Origin of the sequence: Brevibacillus invocatus, assembly GCF_003710915.1 — a bacterium.
Lineage (GTDB): Bacteria > Bacillota > Bacilli > Brevibacillales > Brevibacillaceae > Brevibacillus > Brevibacillus invocatus.
The window spans coordinates 82,038-105,491 of record NZ_RHHR01000044.1 but is presented as its reverse complement, the minus strand read 5'-3'; the positions used below and the strand labels follow the sequence as shown (position 1 = coordinate 105,491).

The following is a 23,454-nucleotide window of genomic DNA, read 5'->3' as shown; positions in this document are numbered from 1 at the left end:
TTTTTTATGCAACGCTAGTGAACCATTATAGTCGAGAAAAATCAAATATGTCCAGAAAAGAGTGAAAATTATAAATAAACAGGCGGATTAGGGCAGTTTTGAATATTGGCACAGTCCTTGCTAAAAAGGTCGATGACAGCCATTCATTTTTAGGAGGGGGAAATTTCATGAAAAAAAACAGACATCTACGTATCGGCTTAAGCTGTGTTCTGGCAGCAGGATTATTGGCGGCGTGCTCTCAAACGGCTGAAAAACCACAGGAGCAGCCCGCAGGCAATACCGCTGCACCACAACAGAGCAGCCCGGCACCGGCGACTACACAGACAGAGAAAAAAGAAGAGCCCAAGGTTGTCACACTTGCGATGGAGGCAGAGCCGATTTCGATGGACCCGCAGAATGTCACCGATGGCAACTCCATTTCTGTCCAGAGCACGATGTTTGAAGGATTGATGACCTTCAACGACAAAATGGAGCCGGTTCCTCAATTGGCGACTGAGTACGCCTTCAACGAGGATGCGACAGAAATCACCTTTACCTTGCGCGAGGGCGTCACCTTCCACGATGGATCTCCGTTCAACGCCGAAGTCGTGAAAGCCAACCTCGACTTTGTTCTGGATGAAAAGAACGGCATGGCGCGTAGAAACTTCTTCTCGTTTATCAAGGAAGTGGTAGTCAAAGACCCGACACATGTGACCATCGTGGCGACTTCACCGAATTCCACCATGCTCTCCTATCTGGCACACCCTGCCTCTTCGATGAAGTCGATGGAGGCAATAAAAAAGAAACAGGCTGACGCCAGCTTCAATCTGGACCGCAATCCGGTGGGAACAGGCCCGTACCAGTTCGGCGAGTGGAAAGACAACCAGCATGTGAAGCTCGTTCCTTATGAGAACTATTGGAACAAAGATGCCAAAGCAAAGGTGGAAGCTATCGTCTATAAGCCTGTGACCGAAGCGAGTACGCGGATCAACATGCTGAAGGCAGGCGAAACCGACATTATCTCCAAGCTGCCGACTCTGAATGCCAAGGAAATCGCATCGGACAGCAATTATAACGTATTTACGGCTCCATCCCTGAACGTGTACTACGTCGGGATCAATATGAGAGACAAGAAGTATCAGGATAAGCGGGTTAGACAAGCCATGAACCATGCGATTAACAAGGATGATCTGATCGCAGGGGTACTCGACGGCTACGGACAAGTGGCGGACTCTCCAATCGCCCCGAATACGTATGGCTACGCGCAGCAAAAGGTGTATGAATACAATCCTGATCAGGCGAAAAAGCTGCTTGCTGAAGCAGGAGTGAAGGACGGATTCGAAGCGACGCTGTGGACGCGCAATTCCAGTGAGTTTATCGCCATTGCCGAAAATGTGGCGATGCAGCTCGACAAAGTAGGAATCAAAGCGAAGGTGCAGGCTTTTGAGAGCGGTACACTGTTTGACATGCTGGACAACAACAAGGGTACGGATCTGTGGATCGGCCGTTGGTCGCCTGGTACGGGGGAAGTGGATTACGGCATTCGCCCCAACTTCCATACGAAAAGCTTTGGCCCGGCCAACAACAACTCAGGCTTTTACAGCAATCCGCAGGTAGACCAGCTTCTGGATGAAGCGATCACGATTGCCAATAAAGATGAAGCGATGAAGAAATACGCAGAAGTGCAAAGGATCATCGTGGAGGATGCGCCTTGGGTGTTCCTGCATGTGCCGGACAATGTCGTGGCGAAGGCAAGCAGCGTCACGAGCGTCACAGTCCTGCCTAGCGATACAGTCGTCGTAGACAACGTAGAAAAGAAATAGAGCAAAACGTGCTGTGGACGCAGTCCTCAATGAAAGTTGAGGACTGCATGCTCCACGCTTCCATGAAGAGGTGAGCATCATGTTTTCCTTTATCGTAAGACGAACAGTCGGAATAGTTCCGATGCTGGTGATTGTCTCGATCCTATCGTTTCTGTTTGTTCATCTGACCCCCGGCGATCCGATCCGCATTCTTTATGGCAATGAAATCGATGCGTCAACCTATGAAATGCTCAAGGAAAAAGAGGGCTTCAACGATCCGCTCTATGAACAGTATGTACGCTACGTCAGCAACATCGTGCTGGATGGTGATTTCGGCACCTCCTACCGGACGAAAGCGAATGTTTCCGATGAGATTTTGCGCCGTTTCAATTACACGCTGATCCTGACTTTTGCCAGCATGCTGTGGGCGGTTGTCATCGGGCTATTTGTCGGGATTATTTCGGCAGTCAAAAGAAACTCCTGGCTGGATCGACTCGGGATGGTTTCCGCCATTACCGCGCTGTCCATTCCAGAATTCTGGTTTGGTCTCATGCTCATGCAGATTTTTGCGGTACAACTGGGATGGTTTCCCACGAGCGGGAGCGGAAGCATCGGTCATCTGATCCTGCCCTCCCTTACCCTTGGACTCGGTGTTGCCGCGATCATTGCCCGGTTTACCAGATCGAGTATTTTGGAAGTGCTGCGTGAAGATTATGTCCGGACCGCACGTGCAAAGGGACAAAAGGAGTGGACCATCGTATTGACGCATGTTCTGCGCAGCGCATTGATTCCGGTGGTGACCATGACTGGCTTGCAATTTGGCTTTTTGCTTGGAGGGGCAGTCGTGGTAGAACAGGTTTTTTCATGGCCTGGCCTGGGCTCCTATCTGGTCGATTCCATTTTGACGCGCGATTATCCCGTCATCCAGGCGCTTATTCTGCTCTTCTCGGTTCAGTTCCTGGTGGTCAATCTGATTGTGGATATTAGCTACGGTTTGTTGAATCCTCAAATACGTTACGAATAGCAAGGAGAGTCCTTATGCAGACCAATGAACGCAAATCGCCATCTCCTTTTCGAACGTTTCTCGGCAAGTTTCGCAAGCAACGAGTCGCTTTGATCTCTCTTGGTGCCGTTATGGCCATCATTGTCGTCGGCCTGTTGGCTCCTTGGCTGGCTCCTTTTGACCCGCACCGTCCTGTCACGGATCAATATCAGGCAAAGGGAATCGAAGTCAATCAAATCACCAGTGTGAGCGTGCCGCTTGTGCTGTGGATGAGTGATGGCAGCAAAAAGTCGGGGGGTGAAGGGACCAATCTCACCTTGCACAGCGAGGATCGTCAAATTGCGGCTGCACGAAAAACGGGAGATGGAGTGTTAGTCAATGCAAGTGGAGATGGCTCCACATCGATCCTGATCGCAACAGGCGAGTTAGCCTCGCGTTTCAAAGTGATCGTGTCCAGCCAGGATGATGGGCAGGTGTATGTGTCACGGTTGTTCGCCAAAACCCCGCAATATTCCCTGAAGTTGGGGGAGAGCGCCCAAGTGGAGGTCGCCGCGGTTTTGACGGATGGCAATGAAGTGACGGGCCTTGCGGACATCCTGGCATTTACGGAGAAAAACAAGGCTGTCGAAGTATCCAAACCGGTTGCAAACGATGGCTTTTCCAATAGCAGCTCTTCGACACAGGGAGGAGCAGGGCAGATGAGCGGGCTGGTATTCCAGTCCTCCGATTCCAGCATTGTGGAAGTGACCCCGGAGGGAATGATCCAGGCAGTCGGGGAGGGGATCGGGACGGTCAGAATGTCCGTGGCCGGCGTTTCTACCGTGATTCCGATTGCGGTGAATCAGCCACTTGCCGCTCCGATACCTGTCAGCGTGGAGCCGGGCGAGCTGCAAATCGAGCTGATCAATGCTTACAAGCACCAGCCTCCATCCAGCTTGCACTGGTTCGGTACCGATCACCAGAATCGCGATATTTTTTCGCGTGTTCTCCTGGGTACGCGAGAGACGATGCTGATCGGCTTTGTTTCGGTAGCGATTGGTGCCGTGATCGGTACGATACTGGGACTGGTCGCCGGCTATTACGGCAGATGGATCGACGGCTGGATCACCCGGTTCACGGACGTCCTGCTGGCTTTCCCGGGTATCCTGCTGGCGATCGCTGTCATTGCATTGCTCGGACCAGGCGTGACCAACATCATTTTTGCGGTTGCGGTCTTTACGATCCCGATTTTTATCCGCCTCGTACGGGGAAGCGCTATGGCATTAAAGGAGATGACCTATGTCGAGGCGGCAAAATCGATCGGTGTGCGCGACTCTGTTATCATCATGCGTCATATTTTCCCTGGCACGATGTCAGTCGTCATGGTGTATCTGACCATGCGTATCGGTACGGCCATCTTGATCGGAGCCTCACTGAGCTTCCTTGGTTTAGGCGGCGACATCACAGCTCCCGAGTGGGGGGCGATGCTGAGTGCGGCGAAGGACAACAGTCGAAACCTGTTTCACCCCACCTTTTTTCCGGGACTTGCGATCGTCATCACGGTGCTTAGCTTCAACCTGCTGGGCGACGGCCTGAGGGACGCGCTAGACCCGAAAATGAAGGAGTGAGCGAGCATGCAGGACATGATGCTGGAAGTAAAAGGGCTAACCGTTCAGTTTCGCAATGAGGATAAAGAATATAGCGTCGTGAAAGGCATTTCCTTTCATGTGAAAAAAGGGGAGACGCTAGGGCTGGTCGGGGAATCAGGCTGCGGCAAAAGCGTGACCTCGCTGTCGATCATGAGACTCATCCCGACTCCTCCCGGAAAAATCGTATCGGGTGAAATTCGCTACAAAGGCGTGGATTTGCTCTCTCTCAAGGAAAAGGAAATGAACAAGATTCGCGGCAATGAAATCTCTATGATTTTTCAGGAACCGATGACGTCGCTCACACCAGTCTTTACGATTGGCCGCCAACTGGATGAAGTGATTCTGCTTCATACGGACTTGACCAAGAAACAAGCCAAGGAGCGCTCTATCGAAATGCTCAAGCTGGTGGGGATCTCGCGTGCCGAGCAGATTTATGCCAGTTATCCACACGAACTCTCGGGTGGTATGCGTCAGCGGGTGATGATCGCCATCGGCCTTGCGTGTCATCCGCAGATGCTCATCGCGGATGAACCGACGACAGCGCTGGATGTGACGATCCAGGCGCAGATCCTGGACCTCATGCGGGAGCTGAAAGAAAAAACGCAGACCGCGATCTTGCTGGTCACCCATGATCTGGGAGTCGTAGCGGAGATGTGCGACAGAGTCATCGTCATGTATGCGGGGGAGATTGTCGAGGAAGCAGATGTGGATACGCTTTTTCACAATCCCAAGCATCCGTATACGCGCGGTCTGCTCGAATCCATCCCCAATTTGGAGGAGAAAAAAAGACGCCTTTTTTCCATTGCAGGACAGGTCCCTACACCGGATACCGTCATCCCGGGCTGCCGATTCCGCGACAGATGTCCGGACGCCATCGCACGCTGCGAGCAAGAACATCCCGAGCTGCTAGAGCTGGAGCAAAGCCATACATGCCGCTGCTGGCTGTATGCCGAGTAATGGAGGACGAACATGACGGAATCGCTATTGGAAGTACATAACCTCAAGGTGCACTTCCCCGTGAAAAAGGGAATTTTTCAACGGACCCAGGGCTTTGTCAGAGCCGTAGATGACGTTTCCTTTGAGATCACCAGAGGAGAAACGTTTGGGCTTGTAGGCGAGTCCGGCTGCGGAAAATCGACGACCGGCAGGGCTGTGCTGAATCTGATCAAGCCTACTTCCGGACAGGTGTGGTTTGGCCGAGAGGATTTGGCAACCATCTCTCCGCCGCAGATGAGGGAGAAGCGCAAGGATATGCAGATGGTCTTTCAGGACCCGTATGCTTCCTTGAATCCTCGTTTCACGATCGAGCAAATCTTGGAAGAGCCATTGAAAGCCCATCAGATTGGAGATTCTGGACAAAGGCAGCGAATGATTGCGGACATGATGGACGTGTGCGGGTTGAACCGTTCCTATTTGAAAAGGTATGCGCATGAATTTTCAGGTGGCCAGAGGCAGCGCATTTGCATTGCCCGAGCATTGATCCTCAAGCCGCAGCTCATCGTTGCTGACGAACCCGTTTCAGCGCTGGATGTGTCGATCCAGTCCCAAATTTTGAATTTGCTGCAAGATATTCAGGAAGAGTTCGGGCTTACCTATTTGTTTATTTCTCACGACCTGGCTGTAGTGAAGCATTTGTGCAATCGCTTGGGAGTCATGTATCTGGGTCGCATGGCAGAGCTGGGAACAGCGGAAAAAATTTACGCCAAGCCTTTGCATCCGTATACACAGTCGCTTTTGTCTGCTATCCCTGCTGCCGATCCTCGCAGAAAAAAGGAGCGGATTCTGTTGCGCGGTGAAGTGCCTTCGCCGTCCAATCCACCTGCGGGCTGTGCGTTTGTGACCAGGTGTCCCAAAGCAGAAGCGATCTGCAAAGAAGTGAGGCCGACCATGATTCAGCTTGAAGAGGATCACGGGGTAGCGTGTCATCTCTACACCTAAGGAGAGGAACTCAATATGGAAGAAACATTGGTCGTCGTAAAACGCGGAAATCATATCGAAAGTGAACATACAGGCAGCATCGCAGTTGTCGATTGGCAGGGAAATCTTCTGTACCGTGTCGGAGACGTCTCACGAATGACGTTTACCCGCTCTGCGCTAAAACCGATTCAGACGATTCCACTCGTTCAATCGGGGGCAGCGGACCGCTTTCTCATGAATGACAAGGAGATTGCCATCTGCTGTGGCTCGCACAACGGTGAAGAACAGCACACGCAGGTCGTAAACTCTATGCTGTTTCGCATCGGGCTGCAGGAGGAGCATCTCCAGTGCGGCGCTCATCCGCCGTACAGTCAGGAGCGTTATCTGGAACTCGTACAAAAACAGATCAAGCCGAGCCCGATTCACAACAATTGCTCAGGCAAGCATACCGGGATGCTGGCGCTCGCGATGCATTTGGAGAGCGATATCGACAGCTATCATCGCATGGAGCATCCTGTACAGCAAAAGGTGCTGGAGAGCTTGCTGGAGCTGGCAGAGCTGCCAGAGGAGCAGGTGATCACGGGAATCGATGGATGTGGCGTACCGAACTTCGGCATTCCTTTATCCAAGCTGGCGTATGTGTTTGCGAGGCTGGCCCACCCTGAGGAGATCCAGCCGCCTTCGTTGAAACAGGCTATCAAGCGTATCACCCAGGCTATGGTGCAATATCCGGAAATGGTCAGTGGAGCCAACGAGTTCTGCACAGAAGCGATGCAGATCACGAAGGGGCGAGTACTGGCAAAAGGCGGTGCAGAGGGGGTCTATTGCCTGGGACTCATGGAGAAGGGAATCGGTATTGCCATTAAAGTAACAGACGGAAATTGGCGATCTGCCTACCCCGCAGCTGTCGAAGTGCTCAAACAGATGGGTGAGCTTGCACCCCTTGAAGAAGTGGCGCTGCAAGCCTTTCATACACCTGTGATTCAAAACAGGAAGGGGGAGCATGTAGGGAAAGTAGAGCCTGTGTTTCAATTAAAAACTGAAGGAAACAGGGGGAATTGATGATGGGTATGGTTTCAAACAAAGGGTTCAAATGGCTGACTGTCATGCTGGCTGCACTGCTGCTTTTTGCTTTCACTGTGCCGGGAGCTTTTGCAGAAGAGGGGGCAGCAACGGCTAAAGGAAGCTTGGTCATCATCGGGGGTGCGAATGAATCGGACAATGCCGAGTTGTACAACCGAATGATCGAATTGGCAGGCGGCAAGGACGATGCGGTTATAGGGATTTTCCCGACGGCGAGCGGTTCGATGAGCTCATCCCATGAAATGAAAAAGGACTTTGGAGATTACGGCGTTCCAGCCGATCAAGTACGCATCATCGAAATTACGGAAAAGAATTACGCAGACAAAGTAAACAATGATGAGGTTGTCGCGCAGATATCCGAATGCACAGCGTTCTTTTTCGTTGGCGGTGATCAGGCGCGCATCACCAAAGCGTTTTACAATCCAGATGGATCAAATACCAAGGCACTGGATGCCGTGTGGGAGGTATACAAGGATGGTGGTCTGGTAGCAGGTACTTCAGCTGGGGCGGCCATCATGTCCAATACGATGATCCAAAATGCGACTTCTCTGGAAGCCCTACAGCTGGGCGTCACCTATGACGAATCCAAACCGGGCTTGTGGGTCACAAAAGGTCTCGGATTCTTCGATGGGGGTATTGTCGATCAGCATTTCAGCAAGCGTGGACGCATCGGTCGTCTGGTCGTGGCTCTTGTCCATGAGAAAATCGATTACGGCTTTGGAATCGACGAAAACTCTGCCATGGTTGTCACAGGAAATGATATTCAGGTAATTGGTGAAAGCGGCATGATTCTGGTCGACGCCTCCAAGGCAAAGCTGGACAAGAAGGGTGTCTATACGGGTCTGGTGGTCTCCTACATTGAAAAAGGAGACAAGTACAACTATGTCACGAAGGAGTTTGCACTCGACGAATCCAAAACCTTGATCCCAAAAGGGAAAGAATATTATGAAGGAAACGAACTGAACACGAATATCTTTGGACTGGACGCTGCAAAGAATGCGTTGCTGGATGATCTGGCAGACAATACAGCCGACAAGGCGCAAGGAATGGCCTTTGTCCTAGGCGACAAGAAGGATAAGGGAACGGGCGTAAGCGTGGTGTTCGCCAAAAACAAGGACACAAAAGGGTATTACGATGCTACGGAGTACGCTTCCTCGATCCTGAATGTGAGTATGGAAATCATTCCGATTGAAGTACAGATCAAAGAGAAAAAATAAGTGCACGAATGCAAGCCCCAACTAGCTGGGAATGCGGAACTCATTATCCGCATCCTGGCTTTTTTGCTGTTTGTTTCCTTTAAGTGAACGGGAATCTGCAGGCAACGCTGGAACCATTTATCAAACGCAGGATAATCGTAACAATATTATGATCAACTCGTGAATTCGAAGTGAACACTTTGTAACAGAAAAACTACGAAATATTGAACGTCGTGAAAAAGCAGTACCAAAACAAGTTTGATTTGATAACATGAGAGTGCGCAAACGAGATGTGTTCACATTGATTAAAAAAGACTTCCAATTAAGTTATGGCTGTTTTTGTCAACGAGGAGGGATTGGGAGAATGAGTGGAGGAAAATGGCTGAGACGACTTCAGTTCGGAGTCTTGGCAACGCTGGCGAGTGTCCTGCTGGCCGGTTGCGGTAGTGATTATGTAGTACTGAACCCCAAAGGTCCAGTAGCGGGGACACAATATGATCTCATCATGATCTCTATTATATTGTGTGCGGTCATTGTCGTACCGGTCATCGCGCTTACTGCTTTTATCGTTTATCGATACCGGGATACGCCTGATAACAAGGCAACCTACAAGCCAAACTGGGATCACAGCACGACACTGGAGATCATCTGGTGGGGGATTCCAATCGTGATTATCGCCATTTTGGGTTACTTTACTGTGCGCGATACTTATGCGTTAAAAGAGTCACCGAATAAAGAAGTGAAGCCCATTACGGTTCAAGTTACTTCATTAGACTGGAAATGGATGTTCACTTATCCTGAACAAAACATCGCGACAGTCAACTACTTGCAGATTCCTGCGGGCGTACCTGTACAGTTCCATCTGTCAGCTGAAGCCCCTATGAACTCCTTCTGGGTGCCTGAGCTTGGCGGTCAGATTTATGCCATGTCCGGGATGACGACAGAGCTGTATCTGCAGGCGGACGAACCGGGTGAATTCCAGGGTCGTGGAGCGAACTTCACCGGTGAAGGCTTTGCTCACATGAATTTCAATGTAAAAGCAACCACGCAAGAAGAATTTGACCAATGGGTAAAAGAGGTTAAGGGTACCACGCCGGCCATGACCAAGGAAGATTATGAACAGTTGAAAAAGCCTGGTTTGACGGAAGTTGCGACCTACTCATCCTTCCCAGAAGGTTTGTTTGAAGAAATCGTTGCGAAATACGGTCACGGACATCCGGTGGATGCAAGTGAGATCAGAACGTATGGCGATAAAAAGGATGAAACATCGGCTCCTCAGATGCCAAATATGAATATGACACCTGGGATGAATCACTAGGAGAAAGGGAGGAGGAATACCTGATGTGGGAGAGCTTTTTGGAGTTTTGTTCCTGGTTCTTTGTTACGGGCGATCCGCTGATCTACGGTGCGATGGTCTCCATTGCCCTGACCATGGTCGCAATCGTCTTCGTCTTAACCAAATATAAAAAATGGGGCTGGCTGTGGCGCGAATGGCTGACTACAGTCGACCACAAAAAGATCGGGATTATGTACCTGATCGCATCCCTCCTGATGTTGTTCCGCGGTGGGGTGGACGCGATCTTGATGCGTGTCCAGCTGGCGTTCCCGAATCTGGAGTTCTTGCACTCCGATCACTATAACGCGATCTTTACGACACACGGTACGATCATGATCTTGTTCATGGCGATGCCGATGATGTTCGGTTTGTTCAATATGGTCGTTCCCCTTCAGCTCGGGGCGCGAGATGTCGCTTTCCCTTTCCTGAACGCCGTCAGCTTCTGGCTGTTCATGTTTGGTGCGATGCTGTTCAACCTTTCATTCGTCATCGGGGGTTCCCCGGACGCAGGTTGGCTGTCGTATCCACCGCTTTCACAAAATGAATTCAGCCCTGGTCCAGGTCAGAACTTCTGGATTTGGGGGATACAGATCTCCGGTATCGGTAGCTTGGCTACGGGGATCAACTTTATCGTCACCATTTTGAAAATGCGTGCACCTGGCATGAAATTGATGAAAATGCCAATGTTCAGCTGGTCCGTATTTTCCAGCTGTATCATGATCATTCTCGCTTTCCCAATCTTGACTGTTACGATCGCATTGCTTTATCTTGACCGTTTTGCCGGCGCTCACTTCTTCACGATGGATGGCGGCGGTAACCCGATGATGTACCTCAACCTGATCTGGATGTGGGGTCACCCTGAGGTTTACATCGTAGTTGTACCAGCGTTTGGTATCTTCTCCGAGGTTGTAGCGACCTTTGCGAAGAAAAAGCTGTTTGGCTACAAGTCCATGGTCGCAGCCGTTATGGGGATCGCTATCTTGTCCTTCTTTACCTGGGCTCACCACTTCTTCACAATGGGTACGAGTGCGAGCGTCATTGCGTTCTTTGCAATCACGACGATGCTGATCGCGATACCGACCGGTGTAAAGGTCTTCAACTGGCTGTTTACGATGTATCGAGGCAAGATTTCCTTCAAGCAGCCGATGATGTGGACGATTGCCTTTATCCCGTGCTTCGTCGTAGGGGGGGCTACAGGTGTTATGTTGTCAGTAGCACCTGCTGACTACCAGTACCATAACAGTTACTTCCTGATTGCCCACTTCCACCAAGTTTTGATCGGTGGGGTCGTGTTTGGTTACCTTGCAGGGATATACTATTGGTGGCCAAAACTGTTCGGCTTCAAGCTGGATGAAAAATTGGGCGCATGGGGCTTCTGGCTCTGGAACATCGGTTTCTATGTCTGCTTTATGCCGCAATACGCGCTTGGCTTCATGGGTATGACCCGTCGTTACTACACATATGGCTGGGATTATGGCTGGGAATCGCTCAACCTGGTCTCTACCGTAGGTGCGTTCCTGATGGGGGCAGGTTTCGTCTTCCAAGTATGGCAAATCCTGTACAGCATCAAGCATGGCGAACGAGACACCACAGGCGACCCGTGGAATGGTCGTACGCTGGAATGGTCGATTCCGTCGCCTGCACCGTTCTATAACTTCGCTGTCGTTCCTCAAGTAAAAGAGACCGACGACTTCTGGAGAGTGAAGGAAGAAAAAGCGAACGGAACCTATAAAGAAGAGCCGGTTCACTTGGAGCCGATTCATATGCCGAAAAACTCCGGGCTTCCGTTTATCATGTCTGTCTTCTGGTTTATTGCCGGATTTGGCTTTGTCTGGGAGTGGGTCTGGATGGCTGCGATCGGTATGATCGGCGTGTTTCTCACCATGTGGGCGCGTTCCTTCCAATACGATACCGACTACTACGTACCGGTGGATGAAGTGCGACGCACCGAGGCTTCACTGGGGAGGGTATACTAATGCAACAAGTGGCGAAAAACCATGAGCATGGTCATGCACATGATCACGAGCATGGTCATGAAGAACACGAGCAGTTAAAGGTACTCGGTTTTTGGATCTTCCTGGTGACTGACTGTATTTTATTCGGTACGCTGTTTGCGACCTATGCGGTCATGAACCACAGCTTTGCTGGTGGACCTACGGGTGCGGAACTGTTTGCATTGCCAGGTGTCATCGCCTCCACGTTCATTTTGTTGACCAGCAGCTTTACCAGTGGACTTGCGATTCTGGCGATGAACAAAGGAAAAGTAAAAGAACTGATCGGCTGGCTGATCGTGACGGCTTTGCTCGGTCTCTCCTTCATCTACTTGGAGGTTACCGAGTTCATCCATCTGGTTCATGAAGGTGCGACAATCGCAACGAGTGGATTCTGGTCGGCTTTCTACACGCTCGTAGGTACGCACGGATTGCACGTATCGATTGGTCTGTTCTGGATGCTGGCGATCATCATACAGCTTCGTCGTCGCGGTCTGACTCCTGTGACACGTCGCAAAGTGACCACACTCAGCCTGTATTGGCACTTCCTGGACGTCGTATGGATCTTCCTGTTTACGGTCGTCTACCTGATGGGGGTGATGTAGGATGGCGAACCACGGAAACCACAGCAGTCATGCAGAAAGTCATGGCTCACTCAAGTCGTATGTGATCGGTTTTATCCTGTCGATCGTGCTGACGGTCATTCCGCTCGTACTGGTAATGAACCCGTTGTTCAGCAAGACAGCGACCTATATCACGATCATGATCATGGCAATCCTGCAGTTTGTCGTTCAGCTGTTCTTCTTCATGCATATCCGTGAGGGAGAAAAACCGCGCTGGAACGTGCAGACGCTGATCCTCGGTCTGTTCATCGTACTGACGATCATCGGTGGATCGATCTGGATTATGGCGTTTAACGTGTAAGCGAATCAAAATAGATAGCGAAAAAGAGGCATGACCCAAGCAGATGGTTTGGTGTCATGCCTCTTTTTTTTGAAGAACGCTGTGTCCCCCGGCTTTACTTACGGGGGGAAATACCCTCAGCTGTTCATGCATACATTTCTTCCAAGGAAAAGTGGAACCCTAATGCGAAATAAAGTGCAGCAAGGACTTTTTCTTTTTTTATACAAAGTATATAATAATGTTGTAAAAACGAAGGGAGCGATTTCCATGTACGATATCGTGATTATCGGGGGAGGCCCTGCTGGCGGCAGTGCGGCTTTGTTCGCTGCAAAAGCAGGCAAGAAAACACTGTTGATCGACAACGACAAGAGCATGACCAAACGTGCTTGGATGGAAAATCACTATGGCATTATGGAAATCTCTGGACCAGACTTGGTAGAAACGGGTAAAAAACAAGCTGCAAAGTTCGGTGCTGAAATCGTAACGGCGCAGGTGACCAATGTCTCCAAAGCGGATCAAGGTCTGGTGGTAGAAGTGGAAGGACAAGGATCGTATGAAACCAAGCATGTGATCCTCGCTACTGGTGCAGTTGTGGAGCTGGCTAGCCAGATCGGTGTAACTATCAAGGAAGGTACAGAGCCGCGCATCAAGAACGTAGTAGATGTAGATGCTCAAGGAAAAACCAACATCGAAGGTATCTGGGCCGCTGGTACGTGTGCAGGCGTGAGCGTACATACGATCATCACCTCTGGCGACGGGGCAAAGGTAGCGATCAATGTGATCAGTGAGCTGAACGGAGAGCGCTACGTTGATCACGATGTACTGAAAACCAACTAATTCTGTTTCGAAACGAGATTGACGGAGAAACACTTCCCTGAATCAAGGTTGGGCGATTTGGTGGAAGTGTTTCTTTGTCCTTTGCCTTGCTGCTTCCTGTCAGGCAGCGATGGATAGGGAGGGTATGACGTGAGTGCCAAAGAAAGTAGGGTAAATTTTGTTGTAGCAGGACTCCTGCTCGGCTTGCTGATCGCATCGATGGACAATACCATCGTGGCGACAGCAATGGGGACGATTGTGGGAGAAATGGGCGGCATGGATAAGTTCGTCTGGGTGACCTCTGCATACATGGTAGCGACGATGGCTGGTATGCCGATCTTCGGAAAGCTGTCTGATATGTATGGACGCAAGCGTTTTTACATATTCGGATTGATCGTCTTCTTGTTCGGTTCTATCCTTTGCGGTACTGCCAGCAGTATTGTCGAGTTGAGTATTTACCGTGCCATTCAGGGGATCGGCGGCGGCGCTTTGATGCCCATTGCCTTTACGATCATTTTTGATTTGTTTCCACCGGAAAAGCGCGGGAAAATGACGGGGCTTTTCGGAGCGGTGTTTGGCACGTCCAGTGTTTTCGGACCGCTCTTGGGTGCGTATATCACGGAATACATCAGCTGGCACTGGATCTTTTACATCAATGTGCCGATCGGGATTTTGTCTTTTTGGCTGATCGCTTTCAACTACAGGGAATCGCTGGAGCACCGGAAGCAAAGCATTGACTGGTGGGGGGCGATTACCCTCGTAGGAGCGGTAGTCAGCCTGATGTTTGCCCTGGAGCTGGGAGGCAATCAGTACGCTTGGGATTCCGTGCAGATTCTGGGACTTTTTGCTGTTTTCATCGTCTTGTTCATCGTGTTTATAATGGTGGAGAAAAAAGCTGCGGAACCCATCATTTCATTCGCTATGTTTAAGCGGCGTTTGTTTGCCGCTTCCAATTCGGTATCCCTGATGTACGGTGCGGCCTTTATCATCGCGACGGTCTACCTGCCGATTTTTATTCAGGGTGTGTTTGGCGGTACGGCTTCCAATAGCGGGTTGATCCTGATGCCGATGATGCTCGGCTCCGTAGTCGGGAGCCAGATCGGCGGGATGCTGACGACGCGAACCAGCTTCCGCAATATCATGCTGATCTCGGCGGTCTTTTTTATCCCGGGCATCTATCTGCTGGGGACGATCTCGCCGGATATTCCACGCTGGTTATTGACGACCTACATGATCCTAACCGGTTTTGGTGTCGGATTTTCCTTTTCTGTACTGGGGATGGCTGTGATTCACGGCTTTGACATGCGGCAACGTGGATCGGCGAGTTCGACTGGCTCATTCTTTCGTTCGCTGGGGATGACCTTGGGGATTACGATTTTCGGGATCTTGCAGCGCAACATGTTTGAAAGCGAGATGTCGACTGCATTTGCCGGTCAGGAATCGATGGCAGGGTTGATCCATGATCCGCGTGCCATTCTGGCCCCGGAGGCCCGTGCAGCGATTCCCGAACCTGTTCTGGATACGATCACGGGAATTTTGGCTACCTCGATTGCTAGTACCTTCATGTGGGCGCTGGTACCTGCCGGACTCGCGCTGCTCTTTATCCTGATGATGGGCAAAGACCGTGTACAGGTGAGCCGGCCTGCTGCAAACCCCAAGCCGGATGGGGGCATGGCGTAGTTTTGAACGTATTATGAACAATGGTGAATTTTCCTCCTTTTGATAGTTTTTCATTTTATAATGATAGAAATTGGACTATCAAGGAGGATATCCTCTCATGCTAAAAACTGCTCTCGGACGATTTCGTGCCGTCAGTCTGATTGAGGGAATCTCGTATTTGCTTCTGCTCGGGATTGCCATGCCACTCAAGTATTTTTTTGATGTTCCGGAAGCAGTGATGATTGCTGGTTCTCTGCACGGCTTACTGTTCGTTCTGTACTGTCTGGCATTGGCACATGTACATTTCAAAAACAAATGGTCCGTTCTCTTTTCGATCGGAGCCTTTATCGCATCCTTGATTCCATTCGGAAATTTCGTGCTGGATACACGACTGCGCAACCAGTCGTAAAGACGGGTTAGAAAAAAGGGATCGGCTGATCGGACAATGCTTGCAACAAAGACGGGGAGATAACCCGTCTTTTTCTCTGAGAAGGAAAACGAAACTCGGAAAAGAAGGAGAATCGCGGGAATGGAGTTCGTTCTGATCATCATTGGAATCAATATCTTGTATGTCTCGTTTTTTACGTTGCGGATGTTGATGGTGATAAAAGGCTACCGGGTCATGGCTTCCCTTTTGGCTATGGTTGAGGTGTTTGTTTATCTGAAAGGCTTGGGTCTTGTTCTCGATAATCTGGATAATCCGATCAATCTGGCAGCTTACTGTATTGGTTGGGGCATGGGTGTCTTTATCGGCAGCAAGATCGAAGAGAAGCTGGCACTGGGTTATGTGACGGTGCAGGTGGTCGTCGACTCTCTGGAGATGGATCTGCCAGGAAAGCTGCGTGAGAGTGGCTATGGAGTGACCTCGTGGGTAGCAGAGGGCAGAGACGGTCCTCGCCTGATGATGCAGGTACTGGCGAAAAGAAGCAACGAGAAGAAGCTGTGGAAGCTGATCACGAGTCTCTCGCCCAAGGCATTCATTGTCGCATTTGAGCCGAAGCATCTAAAGGGCGGGTTCTGGGTCAATCGATTGCGCGGTTAAAACAGGATCACTCTGCTCAAAAAGGCAGTCTATTCCTTTCTCATCCGGGAGAAAGCGAACGGACTGCCTTGTTTTCATTGGTTGTCCTTTCGTCCTTTGATCGTGACAATCGGCTTGCCGGGTTTGCTGGTGCCAGGGGACGGGGGTTCTGGCACAGGGCGTGTAAACAAATCCGAGAAAGCTCCGTGCAAGCCCAAAGCACCGTAGCGTGTCTTGTAATCATCAATAGTGCCGGATTGGACGATCTGGCCGTTCATCAGAAAAATGGCACGATCCGAAGCAGCATCAGCAACCTGAAGCTGGTGGGTTGAAAAGATGACCGATTGCCCGGCGTCCTTCAAGCCCTTGACCAGATCGACAAATGCGTCCATCCAGTATGGGTCGAGACCGTTGGTGGGCTCGTCCAGTACGACCAGCGCCGGATTGGCGATGATGGCCTGGGCGAACAGGAGCCGCTGCTGCATGCCTTTGGAGAACTGAGTCACCCGCTTGTTTTTGGCATCCTGAAGCCCCACGGCCCGCAGTGCCTCGTCCACCTTCACTTGAGGTACACCTCGCAAGGAAGCGTAGAAAGAGAGCGTTTCATTCGCAGTCAATCCGGCAGCAAACTGAAAATGGTCAGGCATATAGCCGATCTGCTCCAGGTATTCGACACGCTGTTCCTTCCAGTTCAATCCATTCAGCTCGATGGTTCCGGAGGTCGGGCGCAAGATCCCGACAATCATCCGCAGAATCGTGCTTTTCCCTGCTCCGTTTCCACCGCAGAGGGCAATCACTTCGCCGGGCTCAATCCGCAGATCGAATGGATGGACAATTTGTTTTTTGTCGATCTTTTTTTCTACCTGCTTCATTACCAATCCGAATTCAGTCATGACTCCTCTTCCTTTCCCAGACAAAGATGGCTGCAAGCATCGTCAGGCTGATCCAGATGAAGCAAAGAGTGACAAAGCCGACAGCTCCGAATGGAGAGTCAAACCAGTTCACCCATTTATAATATTCGGGTCCAAAGATCGATCCTCCGCCGAGCCAGACGACGGAAAAGAGTCGTACAAATTCAGCCGGGTTAAACAGGGTAACGACCTGCAGCACGGGCTTGATCCACGTATACGGCACAAAGCTGAGTACTGAGATCAAAAGCGTCGGCCAGGCCAGGATCAGAAAAAACCAGATGCTGACACCCAGCGTGAGCGCCTGCCAGCGGTTTTTGCTCATGGCACCGATCAGCATGGCAATCCCTAAAAACATCAGGATGATGCAGATCGAAAAGGAAAGAAGGAACAGGAGCGTTGAAAAGGTAAAGCCTGCGCCTATGATTATCCCGACCAATCCAGACAGTCCGTAGCCAAAGCAGATGATGACGATCAACACCAGTGCCTGGCCGAAATATTTGCCAAGCAAAAAGGAAGTCGTGGTGAGCGAGTAGGTGGAGAGCAACTGCCAGCTGCCTTCCTCCTTTTCCGCTGTGAGGGAAAAGGAGGAGAGCAGTATCGTCATCAATGGCAAGAGATAGAGTACCAGTGTCAGCATGGTTCCGGTGGTATACGTGTAGCCCTCTAGATAGGAGCGGGATTGAATCACCATCAAGGCAAGAGTAAAGAGGGTAAACAGGGCCATGAAGGAGTAGGACCAGGGATTACGAAAGCCCATCTTCAGTTCCCGTCTGGCGATGTGATACATGTGCACGTTCCCCACTTCCTCCGTTAGTTGTGTGTTTTTTGGCTGTCGGTATTACCGTGCATGGAGTTGCTGTCCTGAGTTCCATGCTGCTGACCTTCTCCAGCATGATTGGCATCACCGTGACCATGATTTTGCGTCATGTTTCTTGCCCAGCCGTGGTTAGACAGATCAGCATAGGTCATGAGCGTGCCTTTGCCTTGCTCCTGCACGAATTTCTCAGCTGTCGCCTTGTCCTTAAAGGAGTGAATGCCATAGCCCATCGGAGTCGAGAAGCTGGCATCGTAGACAAAAGAGGCATCCTCGGCTTTCAGCCACTCATCGGTGTTGTAGTCGCGAACAAATTGGGTGTGAACATGCTCTACGCCATTCTGATGTGCCCATTCGTTCATGCATCCGATATCGTCAAATTTCAAGGCACGTCCGTCGTTCAACAGAATCTGTGTCGCATTGTGATCGTTGGCTACCATCATGTGGCAGACATCGCACTTGTCTACGCCTTCCTGAATCGCTACAGGCTGCGCTTCTTCTTTTCCGCAGCCCATGAGCAAAAGTCCCATTCCGAATAAAGAGATGATGGCCATTTTCCACTTTTTCATTTTCTTCTCACTCCTAAATAGATAAATAAAAAGCTGAACATCAGAAGTCCGGCACCCAAAAGCCCTGTCTGGCCAACGGTTGCTTCCTGCTGTCCTTCCAGATCATCCTGGATGACGGGACTCATCAGCGGAGCTGTGTCCCGAATCTGATCGCCTCCGACAGAAAACAGACTCTCCAAAAAGACAAAACCAGGAGATTGGAAGAACAGCTGGTAGGGTGGGACAGCATCCGTCAAAGCGAGAAAAAACGGATTCATTTCGTAGGAAAGATCGCTTCGCTCGTCACCATTGACGTCTAGTGCCTGCAGGTTGTCCCAGTAGTTGCCGTCGAACGAATCCGCTTTGCTGTCCTGAGCCTGAGCCTGAATGACATTGGAGACAAACTGGTTGGACATAAGCTGATTGTCTGCCGTATCCTTTACCTGCATTCCGATAAAGTTGAGGGTCAGCGCGTTGTTTTTGACGGAATTGCCGGTAGATTGCTCAAGGTACAACCCCACGCGATTTCCTTCAATGTGATTTCCCTCCAGAACAGAGTCTGTGACAGAAAAAAGCAGGATACCTTGCGAATTGGGATTGTCCTTCTGTTTCAGAAAACGGTTATTGGTCACAGTGGCGGTGCTGGTATCCATGAGCATGGCGCCAGTGACATTGCCATTTCCGATGTTGTTCGCAATGCGTGTGGAGGATGTCCCCATCAGGTGAATACCGTAGCGGGATTTTGCCACCTGGTTTTGTTCAATGATGTTTTCTTGGCTGCTTTCCAGATAAATCCCGTCAAAGAGGTTGAGGATCTGGTTGCCGATGATTTGATTCTGGTGGGACCTGCGCAAATCAATGCCGTTTCCCTTTTTGGCTTCCGCTCCAGGCTGTTGAACGGGCTTGGTGAGTTGTTGATGGGCGCTGTGGTCGTGACCGATATCCGCAGCTACCTCGCTTGGGTCCAGGACATGTCCTGTCACGCGAATGTTTCGCAGCTGGTTAAAGCTTGATTCCAGCAGCTGGATGCCCGTGCCCATCGTGTCGATTTGGATCTGCTCGATCACGTTTTGATTACCGTGAACAACCAGCGTGGCAAGTGGGTTGTTGATGCGGCTGTCCTGCAATTGGAGACCGCTTACCGTCACGTTGTTACTCTCGATAGTCAACACAGGATCATCTGTGGCAGAACGGATGATGACTTCACCTGATGCTTGCAGCGTGATCGGTTTGGTCACCCGCAACGGTCCGGCATACTCTCCAGCAGGAATGGTGACGGTTTCTCCCGGAGCTGCTTTGTCGATCAGTGCCTGAAGGTCTGCCGGTGCTCCAGCTGCATGGCTGGATAGTGGTAAGACCCATAGACAAAGCCAGATAACACTGGTGAGGATCATGCTATGAGAGGTGACTAGACTTCTCCATCGTCTGTTCAGGGTTCTCCCCCCTTTGATTACTCGATGAGGATAGTTTTATCATAACAGTGAATGAGGATTTTTTTATGACTCAACCGGGCTATCAAAAGTGGCAAAAAACGAAACGTTGATCATCCGACCCTTATTTTTGCAGGGCTTGTCAGCTTCTATGTACAATACAATGAAATGGATAGGCGGTAGAATACAGAAGAGGAGCGTGGAGAGTGCCATGAAAAAAGCATTTCAGCTCATGCTGGACAATTGGGAGAAGATGAAGCGAAGCGTCGAAGAGGATGCTGAAGAAGATGCCGATCAGTTCGAAGCGTCGTTTTACGCATTGTTTGCAGAGGTGCGTGCTTGGTATGAGGGTTTGGAGGAACAGCCGAAAACACTGGACGATGCTATGAAGCAAGAAGAGATCAAGCAGATGGTCGAGCAGCTGCCAGCAGAAATCCTGCTGAATTTCGAGACAGAGCTGGAATGGATCATCGAAGGCGAAATGCGTGTCGAAGACGAGAGGTATGATTAAAGCATTTTTGAAAAAAATGCTAAAGCATTTTTGAAAAAATGCTGTTGACCTGCATCTAATCAAAAAACGCCCATGCGACTTGCAAATCGCACGGGCGTTTCGGTTTCGTTAGGAGATCGTCGACTCTCCGCGTTTCCAGTCCATCGGGCACAGACCGCCAGACTGCAAAGCTTCAATGACACGGATCGTTTCATCTACGCTGCGTCCTACCTTGGAATTGGAGACGACGGCATATTGGACAATGCCTTCCGGGTCGATGATAAAGGTAGCCCGCAGAGGAGCTTTGGAGGCCTCGTCCATGACACCGTAGCTGTTGGTGGTCTCCTTGCTGTAGTCGGAAGCGAGCGGGAAGGATAAGTCAGGTGCAGGCAATCCGATGCGTGCTGTCATCGATGTATCTCCTCGTTTCTCTGAATAGAAATGTCTTGGTAATAAAGTAACATCCTATTTCTTATTCAAAAGAGCCGAACAATTCTCGAAGGTAATCCCGTCGTCCATGCAAAATCCGATGAATAACGACAGTATCCTCCATGATCCGGTAAAAGATCAAATAGGGATGTACCACTATAAAACGGTATCCTCGCTGTATGAGCGAATATTCATCTTCTGATAGTACAGAGCCCATATTTGGGAAATCTACCAAACTTGAAATGCGATGATCCAGTTTTTGCAACAAATGATCTGCGGCAGAAACATTTTCTTGGGTTAAAAACGAAAAAATTTCATCCATATCATCGATTGCAGCAGGAGAATAGACGACTTTATTCCTTTGCGTCATCCAGCTTCCTCCGCATTCTCGCTATGACTTGGTCATGGTCAGACAGAGGCTCTCCCTCAGCTACTTGCTTCTCAGCTACTAACAACTTCGACTGTAGTTTGATGCGGGCTTCCATACGTTGAAAGGCTTCATGACTCATCACAACCAGATCAGCTTCTCCGTTCCGTGTAAGAATGACCGGCTCATCTATTTCATGGCAGTATTTTGAGAAACCGTTATAGTCTTGGCGAATTGTAGTCGATGGTTTTATTTTCAATGACATCAACCCCTATTTAAATATCATTATTCTGACGATATTATATCATTAAATTGACAGCAGTGTCATTTCCATGTGATCTCGATTCACACTAGTACGGGATACGCAGCGAGATGACCGTCCCCCATCCAGCCTTGCTCTTGATCCGCAGGCCATACTCGTCTCCAAAAGCGAGCTTTAGCCGCCGATGCGTATTGAACAATCCGATATGCTTGGACTGATCGAGAGAGCCATCCAGCTTTTCCCGAATCAGGAGCAGCTTGTCTTTGGGAATCCCGACCCCGTGGTCGATGACCTGGATCGCGAGCGAGTCTTGCAGGGCTCTGATCTTGATCTTGATGATGCCATAGCTCTGCTTTTCCTTGATTCCGTGATACAGACTGTTCTCGATCAAAGGCTGCAAGATCAGCTTCAACACGCGTATCTCACTGATCGATTCATCCATCTTCCAAACGACGTCAAAGGTATCCTTGTAGCGCACCTTTTGGATTTCGATATAGCTCAGTGTATAGGTCACCTCATCCTGCAGCTTCACCCATTTGCTTTCACCTTCCAGCGAGTAGCGCAAAATATCAGCCAGATTTTCGACCATTTGATTGAGGACATTGGGTCTTCCGGTCAGACTGGCCGCTTTCCAGTAGATGGTTTCCAGCGTATTGAACAAAAAATGCGGGTTTAATTGGGATTGCAGAGCGGATAGCTCCATCGCCTGAGCCTTGTATTCCTGCTCGGATAATTGAATTTTCAAATAGTTTTGCTCGATAAAATTTTTCAGTGTGACCTGAACGATAAAGCTGTACACATCGTTTCCTCTCTCGGGCAAAGGCGGCAAGGGAAGTCCTTTTTCCGCAGCGTGAAAGAGGTTGAGAATGCTCTTGATATTTTGGCGATTATTTTTGCTCAGCTGATAGGCGAGAGCCGTCCCACCCAAAAGCGAGAGGATCAGCATCGAGAGGGCCAATATGCTTAATTGTCTAGGCAGCCCGTACAGGGAGTACTCCGGGACGATGGAATAAAAACGCCAGCCGTATTTCTCGGAGCTGTGCATGGAAACGATGTAGGACTCTTCCCCGATCTTGAGCGGAAAAAAGGAGGAGTGGTTGGCCATCAGCTCGCTTACATTCAGATTCAGATAGTCACGAACGTTTTTTCGGAAGATGACCTCCTGATTCTTGTCGACGATGAGCAAGCTCTGATCCTTGAGGAGCGAGAACTCGGATAAATAATACTCGATATAATCGTGCTTGATGTTAAAGACGATGACGCCATCGTCGTTATCGGAGACGGCAAGCTTTTTATACACGCTGATGAATTTGGAGCTGGTGACGCGGTTCTCCACCTCATACCGCGTGACAGCGCGGGGCTCTGACCAGACCAGTGCCTTGCCTTTGTTATTTTCCAAAAAGGTGTCGAACCAGGTGCGGTCGTGGAAATCCTGCAATTCGACGAGATGTTCGTCGGCAGAGGTGAAGATACGCTGCTTGTCATTTTTTAAATAAATGTAGATGGAGTCGATATACGATCGTGAGATGGCAGGGGAGTGTAACAGCTTGTGCAGCTTGGAAAGGCGCTCCTGGTCTTCTGCGGTGATGTGTTCCTTCTGAAACAGATTTTTCAGGGGAACATCCATTTCCCGCGCGACCAAATGCATGTTCATCAAGACCTGCTCGTCAAAAAACAGCCTGACCTTTTCCTCGGAATGCTTGAGCAGATTGATATTGTTGGTGTCGATTTCTTCCTTGACGTATTGCTGGATGATGATCGTGGTGAGCGTTCCCAGGATGAATACAGGAATCATCATCGGGATCAGGAAGGTAGCGAGGTTTTTGATGAAAAAGGCATGGTACATTTTTCGTTTGTCCATACGCCATT

Annotated in this window: 24 protein-coding genes; 16 read left to right on the top strand and 8 right to left on the bottom strand. The window is 50.1% G+C overall.

Annotated elements, in window-relative coordinates; genetic code table 11:
- The first annotated feature begins 167 nt into the window (after positions 1–167).
- The 15 genes from EDM52_RS20665 (at position 168) to EDM52_RS20595 (ending at position 16,355) form a co-directional block, all read left to right on the top strand.
- Positions 168–1,802 (top strand): glutathione ABC transporter substrate-binding protein, encoded by a 1,635-nt coding sequence (locus tag EDM52_RS20665; RefSeq protein WP_122910832.1) that lies wholly within the window; start codon positions 168–170, stop codon positions 1,800–1,802.
- Positions 1,803–1,881: 79 nt separating this feature from the next.
- A complete protein-coding gene (gene nikB, locus EDM52_RS20660; protein ID WP_122910831.1) occupies positions 1,882–2,805 on the top strand; it encodes a nickel ABC transporter permease in 924 nt (307 codons plus the stop codon).
- A 14-nt stretch (positions 2,806–2,819) separates the two neighbouring features.
- Positions 2,820–4,391, top strand: coding sequence for an ABC transporter permease (locus EDM52_RS20655; protein WP_122910830.1), 1,572 nt, complete (start codon positions 2,820–2,822; stop codon positions 4,389–4,391).
- Between the two features lie 6 nt (positions 4,392–4,397).
- Complete coding sequence (locus EDM52_RS20650) at positions 4,398–5,369, top strand: ABC transporter ATP-binding protein (RefSeq protein WP_122910829.1); 972 nt, start codon at positions 4,398–4,400, stop codon at positions 5,367–5,369.
- Between the two features lie 12 nt (positions 5,370–5,381).
- Positions 5,382–6,350, top strand: a complete 969-nt coding sequence (locus tag EDM52_RS20645) for an ABC transporter ATP-binding protein (RefSeq protein ID WP_122910828.1) — start codon at positions 5,382–5,384, stop codon at positions 6,348–6,350.
- Positions 6,351–6,365: 15 nt separating this feature from the next.
- Positions 6,366–7,391: an asparaginase gene (locus EDM52_RS20640; RefSeq protein ID WP_122910827.1), complete on the top strand. Its 1,026-nt coding sequence runs from the start codon at positions 6,366–6,368 to the stop codon at positions 7,389–7,391.
- Between the two features lie 2 nt (positions 7,392–7,393).
- On the top strand, positions 7,394–8,629 hold the full coding sequence (locus EDM52_RS20635; protein ID WP_183185239.1) for a cyanophycinase: 1,236 nt from the start codon (positions 7,394–7,396) through the stop codon (positions 8,627–8,629).
- Between the two features lie 343 nt (positions 8,630–8,972).
- The gene (cyoA, locus tag EDM52_RS20630) at positions 8,973–9,926 is read left to right on the top strand and encodes a ubiquinol oxidase subunit II (protein ID WP_122910825.1); all 954 of its coding nucleotides are present in this window, start codon (positions 8,973–8,975) and stop codon (positions 9,924–9,926) included.
- A gap of 23 nt (positions 9,927–9,949) precedes the next feature.
- The gene (locus EDM52_RS20625) at positions 9,950–11,920 is read left to right on the top strand and encodes a cbb3-type cytochrome c oxidase subunit I (protein ID WP_122910824.1); all 1,971 of its coding nucleotides are present in this window, start codon (positions 9,950–9,952) and stop codon (positions 11,918–11,920) included.
- Positions 11,920–12,540 (top strand): cytochrome o ubiquinol oxidase subunit III, encoded by a 621-nt coding sequence (gene cyoC / locus EDM52_RS20620; RefSeq protein WP_122910823.1) that lies wholly within the window; start codon positions 11,920–11,922, stop codon positions 12,538–12,540. Before EDM52_RS20625 ends, cyoC begins: the two co-directional genes overlap by 1 nt.
- 1 nt (position 12,541) lies before the next feature.
- A complete protein-coding gene (gene cyoD, locus EDM52_RS20615) occupies positions 12,542–12,859 on the top strand; it encodes a cytochrome o ubiquinol oxidase subunit IV (protein ID WP_122910822.1) in 318 nt (105 codons plus the stop codon).
- Between the two features lie 246 nt (positions 12,860–13,105).
- Complete coding sequence (locus EDM52_RS20610; RefSeq protein ID WP_122910846.1) at positions 13,106–13,675, top strand: FAD-dependent oxidoreductase; 570 nt, start codon at positions 13,106–13,108, stop codon at positions 13,673–13,675.
- 129 nt (positions 13,676–13,804) lie between these two features.
- Positions 13,805–15,334, top strand: a complete 1,530-nt coding sequence (locus tag EDM52_RS20605; protein WP_122910821.1) for an MDR family MFS transporter — start codon at positions 13,805–13,807, stop codon at positions 15,332–15,334.
- A 97-nt stretch (positions 15,335–15,431) separates the two neighbouring features.
- Positions 15,432–15,722 (top strand): DUF3817 domain-containing protein, encoded by a 291-nt coding sequence (locus EDM52_RS20600; protein WP_122910820.1) that lies wholly within the window; start codon positions 15,432–15,434, stop codon positions 15,720–15,722.
- A gap of 120 nt (positions 15,723–15,842) precedes the next feature.
- Positions 15,843–16,355, top strand: coding sequence for a DUF2179 domain-containing protein (locus EDM52_RS20595; RefSeq protein WP_122910819.1), 513 nt, complete (start codon positions 15,843–15,845; stop codon positions 16,353–16,355).
- A gap of 74 nt (positions 16,356–16,429) precedes the next feature.
- Here EDM52_RS20595 and EDM52_RS20590 read toward each other — a convergent pair whose 3' ends face one another.
- From EDM52_RS20590 to EDM52_RS20575, 4 genes are read right to left on the bottom strand one after another with little or no spacing between them, the layout of a single operon-like run.
- Positions 16,430–17,227: an ABC transporter ATP-binding protein gene (locus EDM52_RS20590; RefSeq protein ID WP_122910818.1), complete on the bottom strand. Its 798-nt coding sequence runs from the start codon at positions 17,225–17,227 to the stop codon at positions 16,430–16,432.
- A complete protein-coding gene (locus EDM52_RS20585) occupies positions 17,220–18,038 on the bottom strand; it encodes an ABC transporter permease (protein ID WP_122910817.1) in 819 nt (272 codons plus the stop codon). Before EDM52_RS20585 ends, EDM52_RS20590 begins: the two co-directional genes overlap by 8 nt.
- A gap of 17 nt (positions 18,039–18,055) precedes the next feature.
- Positions 18,056–18,628 carry a nitrous oxide reductase accessory protein NosL gene (locus EDM52_RS20580; protein WP_122910816.1) on the bottom strand — a complete coding sequence of 191 codons (573 nt, stop codon included), beginning with the start codon at positions 18,626–18,628 and terminating at the stop codon, positions 18,056–18,058.
- Positions 18,625–20,001 carry a right-handed parallel beta-helix repeat-containing protein gene (locus EDM52_RS20575; RefSeq protein ID WP_122910815.1) on the bottom strand — a complete coding sequence of 459 codons (1,377 nt, stop codon included), beginning with the start codon at positions 19,999–20,001 and terminating at the stop codon, positions 18,625–18,627. The genes EDM52_RS20580 and EDM52_RS20575 overlap by 4 nt, the downstream gene beginning before the upstream one ends.
- Positions 20,002–20,248: 247 nt before the next feature.
- Here EDM52_RS20575 and EDM52_RS20570 point away from each other — a divergent pair, with 247 nt between their 5' ends.
- Complete coding sequence (locus tag EDM52_RS20570) at positions 20,249–20,548, top strand: hypothetical protein (RefSeq protein WP_245997196.1); 300 nt, start codon at positions 20,249–20,251, stop codon at positions 20,546–20,548.
- Between the two features lie 108 nt (positions 20,549–20,656).
- Here EDM52_RS20570 and EDM52_RS20565 read toward each other — a convergent pair whose 3' ends face one another.
- The 4 genes from EDM52_RS20565 to EDM52_RS20550 form a co-directional block, all read right to left on the bottom strand.
- A complete protein-coding gene (locus tag EDM52_RS20565; protein ID WP_221175564.1) occupies positions 20,657–20,938 on the bottom strand; it encodes a redoxin domain-containing protein in 282 nt (93 codons plus the stop codon).
- A 61-nt stretch (positions 20,939–20,999) separates the two neighbouring features.
- Entirely contained in the window at positions 21,000–21,326 is a 327-nt protein-coding gene (locus EDM52_RS20560; protein ID WP_122910814.1) for a type II toxin-antitoxin system RelE/ParE family toxin, read from the bottom strand.
- Positions 21,310–21,588 carry a type II toxin-antitoxin system Phd/YefM family antitoxin gene (locus EDM52_RS20555; RefSeq protein ID WP_245997193.1) on the bottom strand — a complete coding sequence of 93 codons (279 nt, stop codon included), beginning with the start codon at positions 21,586–21,588 and terminating at the stop codon, positions 21,310–21,312. Before EDM52_RS20555 ends, EDM52_RS20560 begins: the two co-directional genes overlap by 17 nt.
- Positions 21,589–21,673: 85 nt before the next feature.
- Positions 21,674–23,446: a cache domain-containing sensor histidine kinase gene (locus EDM52_RS20550; protein ID WP_148038789.1), complete on the bottom strand. Its 1,773-nt coding sequence runs from the start codon at positions 23,444–23,446 to the stop codon at positions 21,674–21,676.
- Between the last annotated feature and the right edge of the window lie 8 nt (positions 23,447–23,454).